Consider the following 22,120-nt stretch of genomic DNA (forward strand, 5'->3'; position numbering starts at 1 on the left):
CATGCGGTGCGCGGAGCGTGGTCCGCGCCGGTCAGCCGCCGAACAAGTTGCCGATCCAGGACACGACGTCGTCGAAGCGTGCCCCGAGCAGCCCGAAGAAGGTCTGGCCCGCCGACGTGGAGGCCAGCGCCGCCAGCACCGCCGCGACACCCGCGCCCGACAGCACCGTGAGCTGGGTGTTGGAGATCCGCGTACGGTACAGCCTGGACACGCCCTTGGCATCCACGAGCTTGCCGCCGACGCGCAGCCGCGTGAGGAACGTCGAGGCCATGCCCGCGCGGCCCTTGTCCAGGAACTCCACGAGCGTGGCGTGCGTGCCGACGGCGACGATGAGCTCCGCGCCCTTGTCGTCGGCCAGCAGCATCGTGATGTCCTCGCTGGTGCCGGTGGCGGGGAAGACGACAGGGTCGACGCCGAGCGCCTTCACGCGCTCCAGCCCCGGCGCCTTGCCGTCGCGGTAGGCGTGCACCACGATCTCGGCGCCGCAGGCCAGCGCGTGGTCGGACACGGAGTCCATGTCGCCGACGATCATGTCCGGCTGCCAGCCCGCGTCGATGATCGCGTCGGCGCCGCCGTCCACGCCGATCAGCACGGGCGAGTTCTCCCGGATGTAGGACCGCAGCAGCGCCAGGTCCTCGCGGTAGTGGTAGCCGCGCACGACGATCAGCACGTGGCGGCCCGCGATCGGCGTCCGGATGTCCGGCACGCCCACGCCGTCGAGCAGGAGGTCCCGCTCGCGCCGCAGGTACGTCATGGTGTTCTCGGCGAACCGCTCGATCTCCGCCGACAGCCCCTCTCGGGCCGCGACCATGCTCCTGGCCACGGTCTGCGGCGTCTGGAGCGTGCCCTTGGCCACGACGGCGCCGTCGACGACGACCTCGCCGCCCACGATCTCGACGTCGGCGTGCTCGTCGATCGCCATGACGGCGGGCCCCAGGTCGTCCACCAGGACGATCCCCGCGTCGACCAGGATGCTCGGCCCCGTGTTGGGGTACCGGCCCGACGTGGACCGGGCGGCGTTCAGCACCGCGACGGGCGCGGCCGAGACCAGGGCGTCGGCGGCGACGCGGTCGATGTCCACGTGGTCGATCACGGCGACGTCGCCGGGGTTGAGCACGGACGTGAGCTCCTTGGTGCGCGTCCCGATCTGGGCGGGGCCGTGCACCACGGTCTGCACGAGGGCCAGGTCGTGGTCGGCGGCACTGGTCGCCGCGCCCTTCTCGGCGCGTTTCTCGGGTCGGGAGATCAGCTTCATCCGGCCTATCGTCCCACGACCGAGGACTCCAGGAGCTCCAGGGCGTGGATACGGGCCGTCTCCGAGTCGTCCTGGCCCGACAGCATGCGCGCCAGCTCGCGGACCCGGGCGTCCGCGGTGACCTCGCGCACGCCCGTCACCGTGATCATCCCGTCGCCGCCGTCGCCCGAACCGGCCTCGCCGTCCGAGCTCTTGGTGACCACCAGGTGCGTGTCCGCGAACGCGGCCACCTGGGCCAGGTGCGTCACCACCACGACCTGCGTGCTGCGGCCGAGCTGCGCGAGCCTGCGGCCCACCTCGACGGCGGCCCGGCCGCCCACGCCCGCGTCGACCTCGTCGAAGACGAACGTGCTGCGCGGGGTGTCCGCCGCGCGCGCGGCCGCCGCACCGCCCGCGGTGGCCAGGGCGACCTCGAGCGCGAGCATCACGCGCGAGAGCTCACCGCCGGACGCACCCTTGCCGAGCGGCCGCTCGGGCGCACCCGGGTGCGGCACCAGCAGGAACGTGACCTGGTCGGCGCCGAACGGCCCCGGCTCGTCGAGCTGCTCGACGGTGACCACGAGGTGGGCGCCGCCCATCGCAAGGCCGTGCAGCTCGTTGGTCACCGCCTCGGCCAGCTCGGACGCGCCGCGGGTGCGCTCGGCAGTGAGCATGTCCGCCAGCCGCTCCAGCTCGCCGTCGAGCTCCGCCACGCGTTCGCGCATCGAGGTGAGGCGCTCGCCGCCGTCGTCCAGGTCGAGCAGGCGCAGGCCGGCGTCGCTGGCCCACTGCAGCACGTCGTCGATGGTCTCGCCGTAGGAGCGGGTCAGGGCGTTGAGCTCCGCCATGCGGTTGTGCGCGGTCTCCAGCCCCGCCGGGTCCGCCTGCAGGTCGTCCACGTAGGCGGCGACGTCGGTCGCGACGTCGGACAGCAGGTAGCCCACCTCGGCGAACCGCGTGGCGAGCGCGCCGAGCGCGGGATCGGAGTTGGCGGCGGAGTCCAGGGCGCGACGCGCCCGCTCCACCAGGGCCACCGCGTTCTCGCGCGCGCCGTCGGCGTCCTCGCCGGCCACCGCCTCGTGCGCCTCGGTGGCCGCAGCGCGCAGGGCCTCGGCGTTCGACAGCCGCTCGATCAGGGCCGCCAGCTCGACGTCCTCGCCCAACTGCGGGTCCACCCGCTCGATCTCCTCCAGGCCGATGCGCAGCAGCTCCACCTCGCGCGCCCGCTCGGCGCCGCGCGCCTCCAGGTCTGCGATCTCGGTCAGCAGCCCGCCGCGCTCGGCCCAGGCCGCGCGGTAGACGCCCAGCACCCGCTGGTGGGCTGGACCCACGAACGTGTCGAGGGCGTCGCGCTGCTTGGCCGCCGTGCGCAGCCGGAGCTGGTCGGCCTGGCCGTGCACAGTGAAGAGCTCCTCGGCGATCTCCGCGAGCACACCCTGCGGCACGGCCCGGCCGCCCAGGTGGGCGCGCGAGCGGCCGTCGGCGATGGTGCGCAGGATCACGACGGTGCCGTCGTCCTCCACCTCGCCGCCCGCGTCGGAGACCCGGCCCAGCACGGCGTCCCGGCCCGAGACGCGCACCCGGCCCTCCACCGCCGCCGACGCCGCCCCCGGGCGCACCGACTGCGGGTCCGCCTTGGCGCCCATGAGCAGGTTGAGGCCCGTGAGCACCATCGTCTTGCCCGCGCCGGTCTCGCCCGTGATGACGGTCAGGCCGTCGGACAGGGGCACCCGGGCCGAGCGGATGACGCCCAGGTTCTCGATAGCAATCTCCTCGAGCACCTGACTCCTCAATTCTCTGGTGTGGTCTCGGCCGTGTTCTCGACCGCGGCCTCCGGCCCGTGGCGGGCCGGTTCCGACACTGGGTCAGAAGGTACATCCTGCCCGGCCGGATATCCCGTCCCGACACGGTCCCGCCAGCCCGACACCGGAAGGTTGAACTTCGAGACGAGGCGGTCCGCGAACGGCGCGTTCGACAGGCGCGCGAGCCGCACGGTACCGCCCTGCCGCACGACGACGCGAGAGCCGCGGGGCAGCCGGATCTCCCGCCGCCCGTCGCAGGTCAGCACGCCCTCGACCGTCGACTGCGGCAGCACGTCGACCGTGTACCGCGAGCGCGGGCCGATCACCAGCGGCCGGGCGAACAGCGCGTGCGCCGACAGCGGCACCATCAGCACGGCGTCGACGTCGGGCCAGATCACCGGGCCGCCGCCCGAGAAGGCGTGCGCCGTCGATCCGGTGGCCGTCGACATCACCACGCCGTCGCAGCCGAACGACAGCAGCGGGCGGCCGTCCACGCCGATCGCCACCTCCAGCATGCGGTCGCGCGTGGCCTTCTCGACGGTGGCCTCGTTGAGCGCCCAGCCCACCACCGGCTCGGCGGTGCCGGGCAGGTGCACGGCCACGTCGACCGTCGCACGCTCCTCGACGTCGTAGTCGCGGGCCGCGAGCCGACGCACGGCGGCCCGCAGGTCCTCCCGCTCCGACTCCGCGAGGAAGCCCACGTGCCCCAGGTTCACGCCGAGCAGGGGCACGTCGGTACCGCGGGTCAGCTCCGCGGCGCGCAGGATGGTGCCGTCGCCGCCGAGCACCATGACGGCCTCGGCGTTGTGCACGCCCTCCGCGACGCGCTTGGCCGCCATGTGGTCGCCGAACTCCTCGGCCAGCGCGTCGTCGTGCAGCGTGTACTCGAAGCCCGCGGTCTTCAGCTCGCGCAGCGCCTCGGCGAGCGCCGCGACCGCCTGGGGGCGTCCGCCGTGGGTCACGATGAGCACGCGGCGGGTCATGGTTCCAGCTCCCCAGGCTCGCCGTCCTGCCGTCCACGTACGACGACGGCCGGCGGCTCGGGCGGGTGGCCGGGCCGGGCGGCGGCCTCGCCCTGGGCCGGGTCCCAGGCCACCGCGGTGGCGACGGCGTGGGCCAGCGCGGCGTCATGGACCTGGTCGCGGCGTTCGTCGCCGGTCCGGTCGCCGCGTTCGTCGCCGGTCCGGTCACGACGTTCGTCACGGATCCGGTCGCCGCGTCCGTCACGAATCCGGTCGCCGCGTCCGTCACGAATCCGGTCGCCGCGTTCGTCACGGGTCCAGTCGACGGCCGCCCCGGCCGGCGGGGAATCGCCGTCCGGCACGAGCCAGACGAAGAACTCCCGGTTCCCGCTCGGCCCCGGCAGTGGGCTCGGCACCACCGCCAGCACCCGCAGGCCCAGGCGTTCGGCCGCGCGCGCGACCGTCGTGACCGCCTCGGCGTGCAGCGCGGGATCGCGCACGACGCCGCCGCTGCCCAGGCGCTCGCGCCCGACCTCGAACTGCGGCTTGACCAGGAGCAGCGCCTGCGCCCCCGCACGCAGCACGCCCGCGACGGCGGGCAGCACCACGGTCAGGGAGATGAACGAGAGGTCGGCGACCACGAGGTCAGGGGACCGCGGGAGGTCACGCGGGGTCAGGTCGCGGACGTTGAAGCCCTCGACGACGGTCACCCGGTCGTCGGCGCGCAGCGCGGGGACGAGCTGGTCGTGCCCCACGTCGACGGCGACCACGTGGGCGGCGCCCCTGCGCAGCAGCACGTCCGTGAACCCGCCCGTCGACGCGCCCAGATCCGCGCAGAACGCACCCTCGACCGCCGGCCCGCCCGGCACGCGGGACAGCGCGTCCAGGGCGCCGGCCAGCTTCAGGGCGGCACGCGACGCGAACTCGTGCTCCGGGTCGTGGCCGGGAGCCACCGACACCTCCGCGCCGTCCGACACCGCCGACGACGGCTTGGCCACCGCCCGCCCGGCCACCGTGACCCGGCCGGACGCGACGAGCTCGGCGGCATGCCGCCGCGAACGGGCCAGCCCGCGGCGGACCAGCTCCGCGTCCACGCGCGTGCTCGCTGTCATGGTCACCACCGTCAGGCGTCACCGCTCAGGTGCGCCCGCAGAGCGTCGTGGACCGCCTCGAACCGGGCGACGTGCTCGGCGGGCGGCAGGTCGTCGAGCCCGTCGAGCGCATCGAGCGCGCGCCGGACACCCGCCTCCGGGTCTGCCGGGAGTCCCGTGGTCTCCTCGGTCTCGTAGAACTCGTCCATCGTGCGTCAACGCTCCACTGTGCTCGTCGTGCTCGTCTGCTACCCACCGCCCACGGTTCGCGGGCCGCCGGCCCGCTGCCACACACGGTACCCGCCGCCACCGACAGAACCCCGGAGAACCGGCGTGGTCCCTGCGCACCGGGCGGTGCCGGTGCGGGCCGTGCTCGGAATCTCGACGCCCCGGGCCCGCCCGGCGCCGGAAAGCCGCGGCTGCCGGAAGACATCCACGTCCACCACGTTGGTTGCTCCGCGTGAACAACGTCCACACGGAGCAACACGTGCCCGCGGCGTGCATGCTGCCCGGCCCTGGCAGTCCGGCTCCGGGCACACGGGGCGCCCAGCCCCGGCCGTCCGGCTCCCAGCACGCAGAGCGCCGAGAGATCAGACAGAGAGCTCCGGCACCGCGGCCGGATCCAGGGTCTCCCCCGCGTCCACCGCGGCCCAGGCGGCAGCGCACGCCGCGCGGACCAGGTCGATCCCCGCGCCGTCGAGCCGCAGCTCGCCGTCGGCCACCTGGGCCGCCGCGCCGCCGCACACGTACCAGCCGTCCGCGAGCACCGGCGCCGCGTGCGGCTCCAGCAGGGCACGCAGGTCCGCGCCGAGGAACGACGGGCGCTCCCCCGGCACGGCGAGCACGACGTCGCGCGCCGTCGAGACGCCCGTCAGCACGTGCAGGCCCGGGTACCCGCCGCCGCGCGCGCCGGCGAGGTCCGTGTCGAGCCGGTCCCCGATCACCAGCGGCCGGCTCGCCCGGGCTCGCTCGACCGCGAGCCGGTACATCGTGGGCGAGGGCTTGCCCGCGCTGTCGGGCACAACCCCCGTCGCCGACACGACGGCGCCCACCAGCGCGCCGTTCCCCGGCGCGAACCCGCGCGCCGTCGGGAGCGACAGGTCCAGGTTGCTCGCCACGTGCCACGCCCCCCGGCCGACGGCGTACGCGGCCTCCGCGAGCTGCGCCCAGCCCAGCTCGGGCGCGTAACCCTGGGCGACGGCGTCCGGCTCGTCGTCCGCCGACTCCACCACCGTGAAGCCTGCCGACCGCACCGCCGTCACCAGGCCCTTGCCGCCTACCACGAGCACCTTCGCGCCCGGGTCCAGCCGGGTCGTGAGCAGCGCGGCGCACGCCTGTGCGGCGGTCATCACCTCGTCCGCGTCCGTCGGGATGTCCAGGCCCGTGAGCTGGGCAGCGACCTCCTCCGGCTCGCGCGACGCGTTGTTGGTCACGAACAGCAGCCGCATCCCGCCCGACCGCGCCGCGGCCAGGCTCGCCGACGCATGCTCGATCGGCAGGTGCCCCTTGTACGCCACGCCGTCCAGGTCGACGAGCGCGAGATCGTGGGCCGCGGCGAGCGGGACGTCGCTCGCCAGCAGGCCGGCGCTCGCCGTCACGCCTTCTCCTGCCCGACGTCGGACCGGCCGGCCTCCGCGGTCACCTCGTCGGAGTCCGGGGCGCTCGGCTCGTCGACGGCGTCCGCCTCGGGCTCGTCGGGTGAGTCAGCAGAATCGGCGGAGTCCGCAGAGTCGGACGAGTCCGGCGAGTCGGCGGAGTCCGCTGAATCGCCGTCGTCCGCCTCGTCCGTTTCGTCGTCGGCATCCTCGGTGTCGTCCGCATACTCCACGTCGTCCGCGAACTCCTCCGGATGGTCGGCGGCGTACTCCGCCTCGGCCAGCGCGGCGTCCTCCTCAACGTCGAACACCGTGATGTCCTCGTCCGGAACGCCTCCGCCGATGGCGCGCTCGAGCGCCTCGCTGTCAACCGTCGCCAGGAGGGCGGCGGCCTCGTCGGCCCGGCCGGCGGCCTCGAGCGCCACGGCGCGCGCCTGCACCACCCGGAGCCCGAGGTCACCCTTGGCGTCCTCGGCGGCGATCTTGTCGAGCACGGCCAGGGCGGCGTCGTGCTCCCCCAGGTCCGAGCGGGCGCCGCTCGCCACGATGGCGAGCTCGATCCGCCCGGTCGCGTCGAGCGTCGCCGCCTCCTCCGACGCCGCGAGCGCCAGGGCGCGCTCGGGACGGCCGAGGCCGCGCTCGGCGTCGGCCATGATCGGCAGGTGCTCCGACGAGCCGTTCAGCCGGCGGACGGTGCGCAGTTCCCGCAGCGCCTCCGCGAAGCGGTTGGTGTGGTACGCGGCCAGGCCGGCGGCCTCGCGCACGATGTCGATGCGGCCGGCACCGCGCACCGCCGCCTGGGCGTGCTCGTAGGCGCGCTCCGGGTCGACGTCGAGCAGCCGGCCCGCCATCACCAGGTGCAGCCCGACGTACTCGGCGTGCTCCTTGCTCAGCCCCCGCAGGCGCGACCGCGCATCGCGGTCGAGCTGGCTGAACGTGACACCCTCGGCGATCTCCGGGTCCGGGCTCCGGGGGGCGCGGTCCTCATGCTCCTCGTGCCTGTCCTGACGCGGCCGGTCATCCCGGCCACCGAGCGGACGGCGGGACCGGTCACCCCGGTCCCCGAACGAACGGCGGGGACGATCTCCGCCGCGCTCGTCCCGGCGCGGACCGTCGTCCCGGCGAGCACCGTCATCGTGGCGCGGCCGGTCGTACTGGCGCGGCTGATCCTCCCGGCGCGACCGGTCGTCACGGTCACCGTACGGACGGCGGGGCCGGTCGCCGTCACGCCGGAACGGCCTGTCGCCGTCGTTGCGCCGAGGACGGTCGCTGCCACGGCCGTCTCGACGGGGACGGTCGGCGCCACGGTCGTCGAACGAACGGCGGGGCCGGTCATCCCGGTCGCCGAACGAACGGCGAGGCCGGTCGTCATCGCGCCGCGCGGGACGGTTCCCACCCCGGTCATCGAAGTCACGGTGCGAACGGTCGTCGCGGTCACCGAACGAGCGGCGGGGCCGGTCGTCGCGGTCACCGAACGAGCGACGCCGGTCGTCATCACGGCGGCGGAACGGCCGGTCACCCACCCGGTCGTCCCGGCGCTGCCGGTCCCCACCGCGATCGTCGTAGGACCGGCGGGGCCGGTCGTCATCACTGCGGGCCGGGCGGTTCCCACCGCGGTCGTCGAAGCTGCGCCGCGGACGGTCGTCACGGTCGCCGAAGGAGCGACGCGGACGGTCGCCCCGGTCATCGAACGAACGGCGCGCCTGATCGTCACGGTCGCCAAAAGAGCGGCCGGCCCGATCATCACGGTCACCGAACGAACGGCGGGGACCGTCGTCGTCACGACGCCCGGGGCGAACGCCCCGCTCCTCGTACGGCCGACGCGAGCGATCGCCCTCGTACGGCCGACCACCGCGCGCACCCCGGTCGTCCCGGCGCCCCCAGTCGTCGCGGCCGCCCCGGTCGTCCCGCTCCCCGTACGACCCGCGGGCCCGGTCGTCGTACCGACGTGAGCGATCGCCACCCCGGTCGTCGGAGAACCGACGCGGCCGGTCGTCCTCGCGCCGCGGTCCACCGCTACGGGCGCCGTCGTACCGACGACCCCGGTCACCACCGCGCTCGCCGCCTCGGTCGTCGCGACGCGGCCCGCGGCCCTCGCCGCGGCTGCCGCCCTTGCGCTCGCCGCTGCGGTCGCCCTCGCGGTCGTTCCCCTGGTCACGGGGCGTTTCGTTCACGGTGTTCCCTTCGATGACAGATGCCCGCACATTCTCCCACGCGAGCAGCCATCCCCAGGGATCGAGGACCTGTGACGTGCGCATCCACCACCACCGCCGCCCGCGACGCGGCGCCAACGAGTTCGGTCCCTTGCACACAACGAGCGACGAGTTCGGTCGCTTGCCTCGAGATCGGTCCATCGATGGACCGATCTCAACCCAACCGACCGAACTCAGCGATCTGCCGCCAGCAAGGGACCGAGCTCGCGACCCGCCGGCCCAGCCCCACCCCAGCAAGCCTCAACCCAAGAGAACCAACCCCACTACCCCAACAGCTCCCCCACCCCCACCCCCCGCAGCGACGCGTCCAGCACGAGCACCATGTGCGCCGTCGGCATCCGCCGCCCCTGCCGCTCCAGCGCGTCCGTGATCTGCAGCAGGCACCCCGGGTTGGACGTGACCAGCAGCTCCGCCCCGGTCGCCGCGACGTTCGCGGCCTTCCGGTCCCCCAGCTCCCGCGCGGGCTCGGGGTTGGTGAGGTTGTAGATGCCGGCCGACCCGCAGCACAGGTCGCCCTCGGCGATCTCCCTGACCACGAGCCCCGGGATCGTCGCGAGCACCGCGCGCGGCTGCACCCGCACCCCCTGCGCGTGCCGCAGGTGGCAGGCGTCGTGATAGGCGACCGTCAGCGGCAGCGGATGCCGCGGCGCGACGGGCTCCAGCTCCGCCAGCACCTCCGCGATGTCCCGCGTCCGGGCCGCAAAGGAGGCGGCCCGCTCCGCGTACTCCGGGTCGTCGGCCAGCAGGTCGGCGTAGTCCTTCATCGTGGACCCGCACCCCGCGGAGTTGGCCGCGATCCGCTCCACCCCGGCGTCGGAGAACGCGTCGATCAGCGCCCGCGCGTAGTCCAGCCCCTCGGCCTCGCGCCCCGCGTGGACGGAGAGCGCACCGCAGCACCCCTGGTCGGGCGGCACCACGACCTCGCAGCCCTCCGCCGCCAGCACCCGCGCCGTCGCGGCGTTGACCCCCGGGTAGAACTCCCGCTGCACGCAGCCGAGCAGCATCCCGACGGTCATCCGCTTCTCCCCGACGGCGGGCACGAGCGCCGGCACGGGCTCCCGGGCGGCCACCGGCGGCGCGATGGCCTCCATCGTCGCCAGCGTCGGCGAGAGCCGGGCCAGCACCGGCCGCACCAGCCTCGACAGCCCCGTGCGCTGGTAGAACGCGAGCAGCGGCCGCACCAGCCGCAGCCGCTCGGGCCGCGGGAACAGCGCGAAGATCGCCGACCGCAGCAGCCGCTGCCCGCGCGTCCGGTGCTGGGCGCCGCGCCGCTCGACCTGCTGCCGCGTCGCCTCCACGAGCTTGTCGTACTGCACGCCCGACGGGCACGCCGTCACGCACGCCATGCACCCGAGGCACGCGTCCACGTGCTGCACCAGCGACGGCGACATGGGCTCACCCTCGAGCCCCTCCTTCATGAGGTAGATCCGGCCCCGCGGGGAGTCCATCTCCTCGCCCCACAGCGAGTACGTCGGACACGCCGGCAGGCAGAACCCGCAGTGCACGCAGTCGTCCACCAGCTCGCGGGCGGGCGGGTGATGCCCGTCGAAGGCCCCCGCGCCGTCGAACGAGCCCAGCAGGTCCGGCTTCGCCTCCGTCATCAGATGCCTCCCACGAATCGGCCCGGCGCAAGATTGCGCCCGGGATCGAGCTGCCGCTTGATCGCGCGCATCAGGTCGAGCCCGCCCACGGGCCCCCACGCGTCCAGGGCCGCACGCACCTCGCGCGAGGCGCGCAGCACGGTCACGGTCCCGTCCCGCGGGCTGGGCGCAACACGCCGCAGGTGTCCGACGGCGGCCGCGGTCGCCTCGGGCGGCCCCGTCACCACGGCGTGCAGCACCCCGGCGGCGGTCCCCCGCAGCGCCACGCCGACGCCGTACCGCTGCTCGGCATCCCGCGCCCCCGCCAGCAGTCCGGCGACGCCGGTGAGCGTCGCCGTCGCCTTGGCAAGCGTCCCGGCCGACGACGTGCCGACTCCGCCGGCTCTGTCTGCCGCGTCATCAGCACTGCCCGCGCCGGCTGGACCCCGTCCGCGCACCGCGCCCGCCGAGGCCCCAGCCGGCGGCAGTCCGACGCTCGGCAGCGCCGCCCACCAGGCGGGTGCCTCGGCCTGCACCCGCCCGCCCACCAGCTCGGCCGCCGCGGCCGCCCGCTGCCCGACGGCGCCCGCCGAGCCCTCCAGCAGCACCGCCACCTCGGCGACGTCGCTGCCCGGCGGCCGGTCGAGCTCGACGGCGGCGGGCGCGAGCTGCGAGCCGACGACGTCCCGGGCGCGCGCCGCGACGTCGGCCAGCGGGCCGGTGGCGACGACGAACGCGCGGTCCGGCCGTACCGGGTGCAGCCGGAACGCGGCCCGCACCACCACGCCGAGCGTGCCGTAGGCACCGGTCAGCAGCTTGGCCAGGTCGTAACCGGCCACGTTCTTGACCACCTTGCCGCCCGAGGAGGCCACGGTGCCGTCGGCGAGCACCACGGTCGCGCCGAGCACGAGGTCGCGGATCCCGCCGCGCTGCAGCCGCCGCGGCCCGGACGATCCCGTCGACAGCGCGCCGCCCACGGTCGACCCGGCCCCGAGCCGGTCGGGCGGCAGGTCCACGACCAGCTCCTGCGCGGCGCCCCGCACCGCGCCCAGCAGGTCGGCCACGGGCAGCCCGGCCTCCGCCACGACCACCAGGTCGCCCGCGCCGTGCTCCACGAGCCGGTCCAGCCCGGTGGTGTCCAGGACCAGGTCCACGCGCTCGGGCGGCGCGCCCCAGTCCAGGGCCGTGCCGCCCCCGCGGGCCACGGTCACGAGCTCCTGGGCGGTGGCCTCGCGCAGCACGGCGGCCACGCCGTCCGCGGAGGCCGGCCGCGCGACGGCCGTCGCCGGCACCCCGTCGACGGCGTCCCCTGGTCCCGCCTCCCTGACCTCGCCGCCGTCCTGCTTCAGCGCGTCCGCGAGCCGTTGCAGGTCCGCCATCAGAAGATCTCCGCCACGCCGGACTCCGCCAGCGGGTGCGCGCCCTTGTGCCGCCCCGGCCGCTCCCCGCACAGCCGGGGCGTCGGGAACACCTTGCCCGGGTTGGCGATGCCCTCTGGGTCGAAGGCGCAGCGCACGGCCTGCATGGTGTCCAGGTCGTCGGGCGTGAACATGCGCGGCATGTGCTTGGCCTTGTCGGCGCCCACGCCGTGCTCACCCGTGATGGACCCGCCGTGCTCCAGGCACAGGTCCAGGATCCCGCCCGCCACCTCCTCCGCGCGGTCCACGGCACCCTCGACCGACCCGTCGAACAGCACGAGCGGGTGCAGGTTGCCGTCGCCGGCGTGGAACACGTTCGCCACCCGCACGCCCGCGCTGTCGCCGAGCTCGGCGATCCGCCGCAGCACGAGGGGCAGCGCCGTCCGCGGGATCACGCCGTCCTGCACGATGTAGTCCGGGCTGATCCGGCCCACCGCCGCGAACGCCGACTTGCGGCCCTTCCAGATCAGCGCCCGCTCGTCGTCGTCGGCCGCCACCCGCACCTCGAACGCGCCCGCCTGCTCGCACAGCCGCACGACGTCGTCGAACTCCCCGGCGACGTCCGGCGCCGGGCCGTCCAGCTCGACCACGAGCACCGCGCCCGCGCCGGCCGGGTAGTCGCAGTGCACGGCGGCCTCCGCCGCCTCGATCGACAGCGCGTCCATCATCTCGATCGCCGCGGGGATCACCCCTGCCGCGATGATCGCCGAGGTGGCGGCGCCGGCGTCGTCCATGGACCGGAAGGCGGCCAGGAGCGTGCGCACCTCCTGCGGCAGCCGGGTCAGGCGCACGGTGGCCGCGGTGACGACGCCGAGCGTGCCCTCGCTGCCCACGAGCGTGCCGAGCAGGTCGTACCCGGGCGCGTCCGGCGCCTTGCCGCCGATCTCGACCTGCTCACCGCCCGGCGTCACCAGGTCGAGGCCCGTGACGTGGTTGGTGGTGAAGCCGTACTTGAGGCAGTGCGCGCCGCCGGAGTTCTCGGCCACGTTCCCGCCGATCGAGCACACCGACTGGCTGGAGGGGTCCGGCGCGAAGTAGTACCCGTGGGGGCTGGTCGCGGCGGTGAGCTGCAGGTTGATCACCCCCGGGTCGACGACGGCGCGCTGGTTGGCGACGTCCGCCTCCCGGATGGCGCGCATCTGCGACATGACCACGAGCACACCTTCGGCGTGCGGCAGCGCGCCGCCCGACAGGCCGGTGCCCGACCCGCGCGCGACGAACGGCACTCCGTGCCGCGCGCAGGCGCGCACGGTCGCGGCGACGTCGCCCGCGTCCTGCGCCAGCACCACCACACCCGGGATCACGCGGTAGGCCGCCAGCCCGTCGCACTCGTAGGTACGACGGCGCTGGCGGTCGGTGATCACCCGGTCACCCCCGAGCTCCGCGACGAGCTCGGCGGTCACGGCCGCCAACGGCGCCCCGGCGTCCGGCAGCACGCCGTCCGACGGCGCGTCCGACGCGCTCCGCGTGCTCACGGGCATGGCAACCTCCTCGTTGCGGCCGGTCCTGTCGAGTGCTGGTCAGGCCATGCGTTCGTACGCCGGCAGGGTGAGGAAGTCCGCGTAGTCGTCCGCCACCGCCACCTCGAGGAACGTCTGCCTCGCCTCTGCGTAGTCTGCCGCGTCACCCGGCAGCTTGGCGATCTCCTCCTCGACGATCCGGTCGACCAGCTCGCGCGTGACCCGGTGGCCGGTGTCGGCGAGCGTGACGTCGTTGTGCAGCCACTGCCACACCTGCGACCGGGAGATCTCGGCGGTCGCGGCGTCCTCCATGAGGTTGAAGATCGCGACGGCGCCGAGCCCGCCGAGCCACGCCTTGAGATACTGGATGCCCACCGAGACGTTGTTCCGCAGGCCCGCCTCGGTGACGTCGCCTGGCGTGGCCGCGACGTCGAGGAGCTGCGCCGCGGTGACCCGCACCTCCTCGCGGGTGCGGTCGATCTGGTTGGGCTTGTCGCCCAGCACCGAGGTGAACACCTCCGTGCACAGCTCGACCATCCCGGGGTGCGCCACCCACGACCCGTCGAACCCGTCGTTCGCCTCGCGGGTCTTGTCGTCGCGGACCTTCGCGAACGCCGCAGCGTTGACCTCCTCGTCGCGGCTCGGGATGAATGCCGCCATGCCCCCGATCGCGTGCGCGCCCCTGGTGTGGCACGTCTTGACCAGCAGCTCGGTGTAGGCGCGCATGAACGGCACGGTCATGGTGACGGCGTTGCGGTCCGGCAGCATGAACTCCGTCCCGCGCGTCCGGAACGACTTGATCACCGAGAACATGAAGTCCCAGCGGCCCGCGTTCAGGCCCGAGCTGTGCTCCCGCAGCTCGTAGAGGATCTCCTCCATCTCGAACGCCGCCGGGTAGGTCTCGATGAGCACGGTGGCGCGGATGGTGCCCCGCGGGATGTCGAGAAACTCCTGGGCCAGCAGGAACGCGTCGTTCCAGAGCCGCGCCTCCAGGTGCGACTCCATCTTGGGCAGGTAGAAGTACGGCCCCTGGCCCTTCTCGATCTGCCGCAGCCCGGCGGTGGCGAGGTAGAGCGCGAAGTCCACCAGGCTGCCCGACGTCGGCCGGCCGTCCACCAGCACGTGCTTCTCCGGCAGGTGCCAGCCGCGCGGGCGCACGATGATCGTGGCCAGCTCCTCGTCCGGCTTGAGCGCGTAGTGCTTGCCGTTGTCGCCCGTGAAGTCGATGTTCCGGTTGATCGCGTCGAGCAGGTTGAGCTGTCCGCCCACCACGGCGCTCCACTGCGGCGTGTTCGCGTCCTCGTGGTCCGCGAGCCAGGCCTTCGCGCCCGAGTTCAGCGCGTTGATCGTCATCTTGCGGTCCGTTGGACCGGTGATCTCGCAGCGGCGGTCCTCGAGGCCGGGCGCCCAGGGGGCCACGCGCCACGTCGGGTCGTCGCGGATGTGCTGGGTCTCGGGCAGGAAGTCCAGCGTGCCGCCTGCCGCGAGGTCCTCGACCCGGCGCTGCCGGGCGTCGAGGAGCTCGAGCCGGCGGTCGTCCAGCTCGCGGTGGAGCGCGACGATCAGCTCGAGCGCCTGCGGGGTGAGCACCTCTTCCGCGCGCGGCGCGAGGTCGCCGGTGATGATGAGGCCGTCCGGAGTGTCCACGTGTCTTCCTTCGATCGAGCGGCTGGCGCCGTGGATAATTCCACGATACGGAAACCAAATACTTCTTAGCGAAAACACTAGGTCGCCAGCCGTGCCGGGTCAACGTGGCTGCCCGTGAGGGAGCGACGTCGCTCCCCCATGCGGGGTCAACGTCACTGCTCTGTGCGATGTCAACGCCGCTGCCCCGCACGAGGTCACGCAGCTACTCTGCGCTGGGCCCGCCGCGGTCCTCAGCCCTGGCCGCGCCGCGACGCTCAGCCTCCGGACAGCTCGGCGGCGATCTCCCGCGCCACCTCGTGCAGCACGGGCACGGCTCGCTCCCCGAACTCGAACGACACTCGCGCCGCCGGCCCCGACACGGACAGCGCCGTCGGCACGGGCGTCCCCGGCACCACGACGGCGAAGCACCGCACGCCGATCTCCTGCTCGCCGTCGTCGACGGCGTACCCGCGCTCGCGGATCTCGGCCAGCGCCGTCAGGAGTGCATCGAGGTCGGTGATCGTCCGGTCGGTCGCAGGGGCCAGGCCGGCCCGCGTCGCGACGTCGCGCACGGCCACGTCCGGCAGCTCGCCCAGGAGCGCCTTGCCCACCCCCGTGCTGTGCAGGTGCACGCGCCGCCCCACCTCGGTGAACATCCGCATCGAGTGCGACGACGACGCCTGCGCCACGTACACGGCCATCTCGCCGTCGAGCATCGCCAGGTTCGCCGTCTCCCCCAGCTCGCGTGCCACGCGCGCGAGGTGACGTCGGGCGCCGGCCCCGAGCTGGCGGCCGGCCGACTCGCCCAGGCGGATCATCCGGGCGCCGAGCGCGTAACGCCGCGAGGGCAGCCGCCGGGCGTAACCACGGGCGACCAGGGTGCGCATCAGCCGGTGGATCGTCGGCAGCGGCAGACCCGACTGCTCCGAGAGCTCGCTGAGGCCGGCATCACCGCCGATCTCGGCCAAGATCTCGAGCAGGTCGAGCGCCCGCTCGACAGACTGCACGCCAGGCTCTGCCATGTCGCTCTCCCCATCGGACCGCCGGAACTACCGGTTGACGGAAACACCATTCCACAGGGCGAAAAGGGCGTCGACAAGTCAGTTCGGTCGTGGCGTCAGTTCGGTCGTGGCGGCCCAGCGTTACCTGGCGGCCCGGCGTCAACTGTCGAACACCGACCAGCAGAGGTCGTTGCGCAGCCTCTGGTCGTCGAGGACGAGCTCGCGGATCGCCTCGGGAAGCTGATCGCGCTGCCACTGGCACTCGAGCCGCCGCGCGGTCTCACCCAGTTCCTCCGGCGCCGCCGCACGCGCCGCCTTGATGGCGTAGGCGGCCGCGCCGAGCTCGTGCGCGGCAACATGGGCGACGACCCCGGCCTGGCCGGCGGCGTACGCCGCATACCGCGCAGCCCCGCGAAGGTCTCTGGCCGCGGCCATCGCGCGGCCGCCGGCCGCGCGCGCCCGCATCATCGCCACCTCGCCGCGCACCCAAGCCCTGGCGTGCTCAATGGCCTCGCGCGGCCGAGAGTCCTCCGGCCGGACCGCCTCGAAGAGGCCGAGAACGTGCTCGGCACACGAGGCCGCCCACAGGGCGAGGAGATGATGATCGGCATCGGTAAGGGTCCCACCGCGGCGAATCGTCACGAGGCGCGGGTCCCGGACCTTCGAGAGGATCATGCCGGGCGCCCTTCCGCGATGCGCGCGGTCGTACTTCCGCGCGCATCGGCAGGCTTGTGCGGGTCGGCATCCTCGCGGACGTCGACACTCGTGCGCCGGTCGGCACGCTCGCGTCTGCCGGCGCCCTGACGCGTTTCGGCGCTCTCGTGCATGAAGGAACTCTTGCCCGTATCGACGTCGTCGCGTGCATCGGCGCGGCTCTCTGCGTCGTGCGCAGGCGGCCCGCCCGCATCTCGCAGCGAGCGGTCCAGGATGCTCATGAGCCGCGCGACCCGTGCCGTGCCGCCTGTCGCGGGCGGGTAGCGGCGGAGCACGTCGGTGAGCACCGGCGTCGCACGCTGCCGCGACCGCTCCAGCAGGGCGTCGGCGGACGCCGGGTCGCCGCCCGCCTGGAGCTCCCCGATGCGTGCGGCGCTCGCGGCAGCTCGCAGGATGTGACCTACCTGGCTGGCCTGGGCGATGGGATGCAGGTAGGCGGCGGACGCCGCGTCACCCGCGGACCGGGCAGCAAGTCGCGCGGCCTCGGGCGGCGCGGACCGGGCGGCGCGGTGCGCGTCGAGGGAAGCGATGCGCTGCCGTCTCGTCCGGTCGGCGCCGTTGATGAACGTCCACGCCGCGTCGATCGCCGCGCGAGGCCGCGGATCGTCGGGAACCGCCTGCTCGAAGACCGGCAGGACGTCCTCCGCGTGTCGAACCACGTATCGCGCCACGATGCGCAGCTCGTCCATCGTCAGGTCGAAGTCTCCGGACACGGTGCGCACGCTCTGGGCCATACCCCTGAATCGTATCCTTGAACGAACGATGGAGACTTCACGACTGATTCTCCGTCACTTGTGTCAGCAACCCTCAATCGGAGATCACGTGCGACCCGTCGACCTCGCCCGCCGGCACGGTCTCTCCACCCAGGCGGTCCGCAACTACGAGGACGCCGGCATCATCCCGCCCGCGCAGCGCAGCCGAACGGGGTACCGGGACTACACCGCCGCTCATGCCGCCGGCCTCGCGGCCTACCTGGCGCTCGTCACCGCCTTCGGCCACCCGACGAGCCGGCGCATCATGCGTGCCGTCACCAGCGGCGAGCTCGACGAGGCGCTGGAGCACATCGACGACGGGCATGCCCTCCTGGCCCGCGACCGCACCACGCTCCACACCGTCGAGGCGGCGCTCCCCCAGCTCGGGACCGCGAGCCCAGATGCGGCGCCCGACCCTCGGGTGTCGTACAGCGTCGGCGAGCTCGCGCGTCACCTCGGGCTCAACCCGGCCACGCTGCGCGCCTGGGAGCGCGCCGGCGTTCTCGTCCCGCGGCGGGATCCGCGCACGGGGCACCGTCAGTACCGCGCGCTTGACCTTCGTGACGCCGAACTGGCGCACCTGCTCCGGCGAGGAGGTCAGCCTCTTGCCACGATCGCGACCGTCCTCACGGAGCTCCGCGGCGCCGGCAACTTTGAGGCGCTGGCCAAGGCCTTGGACGAGTGGCGGCGCGACCTGAGGTCCCGCGGAATGGCCTACCTGCACGCCGCCGGCCGACTCTCCGCGTACATGGACGCCCTCGGCCAATCCCCGACGGCCTGGTAAGGGTGATGGTCTTTCGGGTGTATCACAAAAGCCGAAACACACGGGGTGGTCGGGGAGGGCTCTTCGTGGTGTGTGGGCAAAAGCCAAGGGAGCCTTCCCCGCCCCGGCCAGCGGCTGGGGTGGGGAAGGCTCCCTGTGGTGCGTGGGCATAAAAAAGGGGGGACGGGCCCCGGTGTGGGGCCCGTCCCTGGAATAGTGTTCGGCGGCGTCCTACTCTCCCACCCCGTCTCCAGGGCAGTACCATCGGCGCTGTGGGGCTGAGCTTCCGGGTTCGGAAAGGGACCGGGCGTTTCCCCCACGCTATGACCACCGTAACCTTGTCAAACCACCAGGCAACCCCCCGTCACAGTCGCACCTGGCACCGGTCGTGCTGGTGCTGGTGTGCACCCCCGGTGACCCTTGGAGGGGGTGTGGGGGTGGGGGTTGGTGCCCGTGGCCCGGGAACCGCATAGTGGACGCGACACACACTCGTCATGTTCTAAAAGAACACTCATCGTGCTCAGTGCTCAAGTGCTGTGTTGGGGTGTTGAAGTTGTTGGCAGGTTAGTACCGGTCAGCTCCACAAGTCGTTGGTCCTTGCTTCCACATCCGGCCTATCAACCCAGTCATCTCCTGGGCGCCTCCCACCCCCGAGGGGGTGTGGAAACCTCATCTTGAAGCAGGCTTCCCGCTTAGATGCTTTCAGCGGTTATCCCTTCCGAACGTAGCCAACCAGCCATGCTCCTGGCGGAACAACTGGCACACCAGAGGTTCGTCCGTCCCGGTCCTCTCGTACTAGGGACAGCCCTTCTCAAGTTTCCTGCGCGCGCAGCGGATAGGGACCGAACTGTCTCACGACGTTCTAAACCCAGCTCGCGTACCGCTTTAATGGGCGAACAGCCCAACCCTTGGGACCTACTCCAGCCCCAGGATGCGACGAGCCGACATCGAGGTGCCAAACCATGCCGTCGATATGGACTCTTGGGCAAGATCAGCCTGTTATCCCCGGGGTACCTTTTATCCGTTGAGCGACCACGCTTCCACAAGCCATGGCCGGATCACTAGTTCCGACTTTCGTCCCTGCTCGACCTGTCGGTCTCACAGTCAAGCTCCCTTGTGCACTTGCACTCGATACCTGATTGCCAACCAGGCTGAGGGAACCTTTGAGCGCCTCCGTTACATTTTAGGAGGCAACCGCCCCAGTTAAACTACCCACCAGGCACTGTCCCTGAACCAGATCATGGTCCGAGGTTAGACATCCGAAGCGATCAGAGTGGTATTTCAACAACGACTCCACCCGTGCTGGCGCCCGAGCTTCATAGTCTCCCACCTATCCTACACAAACCGCACCGAACACCAATACCAAGCTATAGTAAAGGTCCCGGGGTCTTTCCGTCCTGCTGCGCGTAACGAGCATCTTTACTCGTAGTGCAATTTCGCCGAGTTCGCGGTTGAGACAGCGGAGAAGTCGTTACGCCATTCGTGCAGGTCGGAACTTACCCGACAAGGAATTTCGCTACCTTAGGATGGTTATAGTTACCACCGCCGTTTACTGGGGCTTAAATTCTGAGCTTCACCCAAGGGTTGACTCGTCCTCTTAACCTTCCAGCACCGGGCAGGCGTCAGTCCGTATACATCGTCTTGCGACTTCGCACGGACCTGTGTTTTTAGTAAACAGTCGCTTCTCCCTGGTCTCTGCGGCCCACCCCGCCTTCACCCGCAAAAGGGGTTGGACGGTTCAGGCCCCCCTTCTCCCGAAGTTACGGGGGCATTTTGCCGAGTTCCTTAACCACGATTCGCTCGATCGCCTTAGTATTCTCTACCTGACCACCTGAGTCGGTTTAGGGTACGGGCGGCTAGTCCCTCGCGTCGAGGCTTTTCTAGGCAGCATAGGATCACCAGATTCCCGCTACTGCGGTCACTATCAGCTCTCACCCTGTATGACACCCGGATTTGCCTAGGTGTCGGGCTACGACCTTGGACGTGGACAACCATCGCCACGCCTGGCTACCTTCCTGCGTCACCCCTGTTAACACGCTTACCTACTACCGGATCAGGTCCCACGCCTCCCCAACGGTCCGGTCCGAAGACCAGTGTGCTGGTTTGGGGTGGTTAGTATCACCGGGCTCGGTATGGGCGGTACTTCGCCGGTAGGAGAATATCAACTCCTTGTCCATCGACTACGCCTGTCGGCCTCGCCTTAGGTCCCGACTTACCCAGGGCGGATGAACCTGGCCCTGGAACCCTTGGTCATTCGGCGGACGGGATTCACACCCGTCATTCGCTACTCATGCCTGCATTCTCACTCGCGTAGCCTCCACCACTAGGTCACCCTGCAGCTTCCCTGGCCACGCGACGCTCCCCTACCCACCCACACACCTGAACACACACCACAAGGGCGCATGCTGGGCTTGCGATCTAACGCAATGTGAGTGCCACGGCTTCGGCGGTGTGCTTGAGCCCCGCTACATTGTCGGCGCGGAATCACTTGACCAGTGAGCTATTACGCACTCTTTCAAGGGTGGCTGCTTCTAAGCCAACCTCCTGGTTGTCTGTGCAACTCCACATCCTTTCCCACTGAGCACACGCTTAGGGGCCTTAGCCGGTGATCTGGGCTGTTTCCCTCTCGACCACGGAGCTTATCCCCCGCAGTCTCACTGCCACGCTTACGACTTACCGGCATTCGGAGTTTGGCTGACGTCAGTAACCTGGTGAGGCCCATTAGCCATCCAGTAGCTCTACCTCCGGCAAGAAACACGCGACGCTGCACCTAAATGCATTTCGGGGAGAACCAGCTATCACGAAGTTTGATTGGCCTTTCACCCCTAACCACAGGTCATCCCCCAGGTTTTCAACCCTGGTGGGTTCGGTCCTCCACGCCGTCTTACCGGCGCTTCAACCTGCCCATGGCTAGATCACTTCGCTTCGGGTCTAGACCCGGCGACTATAGGCGCCCTGTTCGGACTCGCTTTCGCTACGGATACCCCACACGGGTTAACCTCGCCACCGAGCACTAACTCGCAGGCTCATTCTTCAAAAGGCACGCCATCACCCCCACACCCCAAAGGGCCGAGGCTCTGACGGATTGTAGGCACACGGTTTCAGGTACTATTTCACTCCCCTCCCGGGGTACTTTTCACCTTTCCCTCACGGTACTTGTCCGCTATCGGTCACTAGGTAGTATTTAGGCTTAGCAAGTGGTCTTGCCAGATTCACACGAGATTCCACGGGCCCCGTGCTACTTGGGATCCCCTCCACCAGGCCATGCCATTTCGTCTACGGGACTCCCACCCACTACGGTCCGGTATTCAACCCGGTTCGACTATGACACGACTTTCTCACTGGTCCCAGGACTGTCAGATCCTGGAAGAAGGTCCCACAACCCCGCACACGCAACCCCTGACAGGTATCACACGCGCACGGTTTGGCCTCATCCGCTTTCGCTCGCCACTACTCACGGAATATCTCTTCCTGCCGGTACTGAGATGTTTCACTTCCCGGCGTTCCCCCCACACGCCCTATACATTCAAGCGCGGGTAACCGAACATGACTTCGGCTGGGTTCCCCCATTCGGAGACCCTCGGATCACAGCTCGTCTGCCAACTCCCCGAGGATTATCGCAGGCTACAACGTCCTTCTTCGGCTCCTAGTGCCAAGGCATCCACCCTGTGCCCTCAAAAACTTCAACAACAACAAAACAATCACAGAAACCAAGACAACACACTCACCCGACAACCACACCCACAAGCCACCCCACACAAAAGCAGGACAACCCAAAAACAGGATGCAGTCACACCGGCGAGCGGTCTTGGAAACATTCAAAGATGCTCGCGTCCACTATACAGTTCTCAAGCAACGGACAAACCCACCAGGCATCCCGCACACACCAATCACCGGTCCAGCCGGCTG

16 protein-coding genes and 2 rRNA genes are annotated in these 22,120 nt (G+C 71.3%); 2 read left to right on the forward strand and 16 right to left on the reverse strand.

Annotated elements, in window-relative coordinates:
* Positions 1 to 31: 31 nt before the first annotated feature.
* The 7 genes from steA to AC0QU1_RS14805 form a co-directional block, all read right to left on the reverse strand.
* Entirely contained in the window at positions 32 to 1,255 is a 1,224-nt protein-coding gene (steA, locus tag AC0QU1_RS14775) for a putative cytokinetic ring protein SteA (RefSeq protein WP_483570316.1), read from the reverse strand.
* 5 nt (positions 1,256 to 1,260) lie between these two features.
* The gene (gene recN / locus AC0QU1_RS14780) at positions 1,261 to 3,015 is read right to left on the reverse strand and encodes a DNA repair protein RecN (RefSeq protein ID WP_483570318.1); all 1,755 of its coding nucleotides are present in this window, start codon (positions 3,013 to 3,015) and stop codon (positions 1,261 to 1,263) included.
* An 8-nt stretch (positions 3,016 to 3,023) separates the two neighbouring features.
* Positions 3,024 to 4,019: an NAD kinase gene (locus AC0QU1_RS14785; RefSeq protein ID WP_483570320.1), complete on the reverse strand. Its 996-nt coding sequence runs from the start codon at positions 4,017 to 4,019 to the stop codon at positions 3,024 to 3,026.
* On the reverse strand, positions 4,016 to 5,110 hold the full coding sequence (locus AC0QU1_RS14790) for a TlyA family RNA methyltransferase (protein ID WP_483570322.1): 1,095 nt from the start codon (positions 5,108 to 5,110) through the stop codon (positions 4,016 to 4,018). The genes AC0QU1_RS14785 and AC0QU1_RS14790 overlap by 4 nt, the downstream gene beginning before the upstream one ends.
* A gap of 11 nt (positions 5,111 to 5,121) precedes the next feature.
* The gene (locus tag AC0QU1_RS14795; RefSeq protein WP_483570324.1) at positions 5,122 to 5,298 is read right to left on the reverse strand and encodes a hypothetical protein; all 177 of its coding nucleotides are present in this window, start codon (positions 5,296 to 5,298) and stop codon (positions 5,122 to 5,124) included.
* Positions 5,299 to 5,679: 381 nt separating this feature from the next.
* A complete protein-coding gene (locus AC0QU1_RS14800; RefSeq protein WP_483570326.1) occupies positions 5,680 to 6,687 on the reverse strand; it encodes an HAD hydrolase-like protein in 1,008 nt (335 codons plus the stop codon).
* Entirely contained in the window at positions 6,684 to 7,535 is an 852-nt protein-coding gene (locus tag AC0QU1_RS14805; protein ID WP_483576700.1) for a hypothetical protein, read from the reverse strand. Before AC0QU1_RS14805 ends, AC0QU1_RS14800 begins: the two co-directional genes overlap by 4 nt.
* Before the next feature lie 6 nt (positions 7,536 to 7,541).
* On the opposite strand from AC0QU1_RS14805, the gene AC0QU1_RS14810 reads away from it, so the two are divergent.
* Positions 7,542 to 8,636, forward strand: a complete 1,095-nt coding sequence (locus tag AC0QU1_RS14810; protein ID WP_483570327.1) for a hypothetical protein — start codon at positions 7,542 to 7,544, stop codon at positions 8,634 to 8,636.
* A 524-nt stretch (positions 8,637 to 9,160) separates the two neighbouring features.
* Here the strand turns inward: AC0QU1_RS14810 and glcF are convergent.
* The 7 genes from glcF to AC0QU1_RS14845 form a co-directional block, all read right to left on the reverse strand.
* A complete protein-coding gene (gene glcF / locus AC0QU1_RS14815) occupies positions 9,161 to 10,498 on the reverse strand; it encodes a glycolate oxidase subunit GlcF (protein WP_483570328.1) in 1,338 nt (445 codons plus the stop codon).
* A complete protein-coding gene (locus AC0QU1_RS14820) occupies positions 10,498 to 11,856 on the reverse strand; it encodes an FAD-binding oxidoreductase (RefSeq protein WP_483570329.1) in 1,359 nt (452 codons plus the stop codon). The genes glcF and AC0QU1_RS14820 overlap by 1 nt, the downstream gene beginning before the upstream one ends.
* Positions 11,856 to 13,376, reverse strand: coding sequence for an FAD-linked oxidase C-terminal domain-containing protein (locus AC0QU1_RS14825; protein ID WP_483570330.1), 1,521 nt, complete (start codon positions 13,374 to 13,376; stop codon positions 11,856 to 11,858). The genes AC0QU1_RS14820 and AC0QU1_RS14825 overlap by 1 nt, the downstream gene beginning before the upstream one ends.
* A gap of 39 nt (positions 13,377 to 13,415) precedes the next feature.
* Complete coding sequence (gene aceB, locus AC0QU1_RS14830; protein WP_483570331.1) at positions 13,416 to 15,002, reverse strand: malate synthase A; 1,587 nt, start codon at positions 15,000 to 15,002, stop codon at positions 13,416 to 13,418.
* A gap of 254 nt (positions 15,003 to 15,256) precedes the next feature.
* Positions 15,257 to 16,003, reverse strand: coding sequence for an IclR family transcriptional regulator (locus tag AC0QU1_RS14835; protein WP_483570333.1), 747 nt, complete (start codon positions 16,001 to 16,003; stop codon positions 15,257 to 15,259).
* A 138-nt stretch (positions 16,004 to 16,141) separates the two neighbouring features.
* Positions 16,142 to 16,657, reverse strand: a complete 516-nt coding sequence (locus AC0QU1_RS14840) for a putative immunity protein (RefSeq protein ID WP_483570335.1) — start codon at positions 16,655 to 16,657, stop codon at positions 16,142 to 16,144.
* Positions 16,654 to 17,430, reverse strand: a complete 777-nt coding sequence (locus AC0QU1_RS14845; protein WP_483570337.1) for a putative immunity protein — start codon at positions 17,428 to 17,430, stop codon at positions 16,654 to 16,656. The genes AC0QU1_RS14840 and AC0QU1_RS14845 overlap by 4 nt, the downstream gene beginning before the upstream one ends.
* Positions 17,431 to 17,518: 88 nt before the next feature.
* On the opposite strand from AC0QU1_RS14845, the gene AC0QU1_RS14850 reads away from it, so the two are divergent.
* The gene (locus AC0QU1_RS14850; protein WP_483570339.1) at positions 17,519 to 18,232 is read left to right on the forward strand and encodes a MerR family transcriptional regulator; all 714 of its coding nucleotides are present in this window, start codon (positions 17,519 to 17,521) and stop codon (positions 18,230 to 18,232) included.
* 197 nt (positions 18,233 to 18,429) lie between these two features.
* Here AC0QU1_RS14850 and rrf read toward each other — a convergent pair.
* Positions 18,430 to 18,546 (reverse strand): 5S ribosomal RNA (gene rrf / locus AC0QU1_RS14855).
* 209 nt (positions 18,547 to 18,755) lie between these two features.
* Positions 18,756 to 21,899: ribosomal RNA gene (locus AC0QU1_RS14860) — 23S ribosomal RNA — on the reverse strand.
* Positions 21,900 to 22,120 lie beyond the last annotated feature (221 nt).

Source organism: Promicromonospora noduliphila, from assembly GCF_056951025.1.

Coding starts and splice junctions, on each gene's coding strand:
- glcF (WP_483570328.1), bottom strand. CDS start 10,498: ATGACGGAGGCGAAGCCGGACCTGCTGGGCTCGTTCGACGGCGCGGGG.
- AC0QU1_RS14805 (WP_483576700.1), bottom strand. CDS start 7,535: ATGGCGGGCCGGCTGCTCGACGTCGACCCGGAGCGCGCCTACGAGCAC.
- AC0QU1_RS14790 (WP_483570322.1), bottom strand. CDS start 5,110: ATGACAGCGAGCACGCGCGTGGACGCGGAGCTGGTCCGCCGCGGGCTG.
- AC0QU1_RS14785 (WP_483570320.1), bottom strand. CDS start 4,019: ATGACCCGCCGCGTGCTCATCGTGACCCACGGCGGACGCCCCCAGGCG.
- steA (WP_483570316.1), bottom strand. CDS start 1,255: ATGAAGCTGATCTCCCGACCCGAGAAACGCGCCGAGAAGGGCGCGGCG.
- AC0QU1_RS14845 (WP_483570337.1), bottom strand. CDS start 17,430: ATGGCCCAGAGCGTGCGCACCGTGTCCGGAGACTTCGACCTGACGATG.
- AC0QU1_RS14795 (WP_483570324.1), bottom strand. CDS start 5,298: ATGGACGAGTTCTACGAGACCGAGGAGACCACGGGACTCCCGGCAGAC.
- AC0QU1_RS14820 (WP_483570329.1), bottom strand. CDS start 11,856: ATGGCGGACCTGCAACGGCTCGCGGACGCGCTGAAGCAGGACGGCGGC.
- AC0QU1_RS14840 (WP_483570335.1), bottom strand. CDS start 16,657: ATGATCCTCTCGAAGGTCCGGGACCCGCGCCTCGTGACGATTCGCCGC.
- AC0QU1_RS14835 (WP_483570333.1), bottom strand. CDS start 16,003: ATGGCAGAGCCTGGCGTGCAGTCTGTCGAGCGGGCGCTCGACCTGCTC.
- AC0QU1_RS14825 (WP_483570330.1), bottom strand. CDS start 13,376: ATGCCCGTGAGCACGCGGAGCGCGTCGGACGCGCCGTCGGACGGCGTG.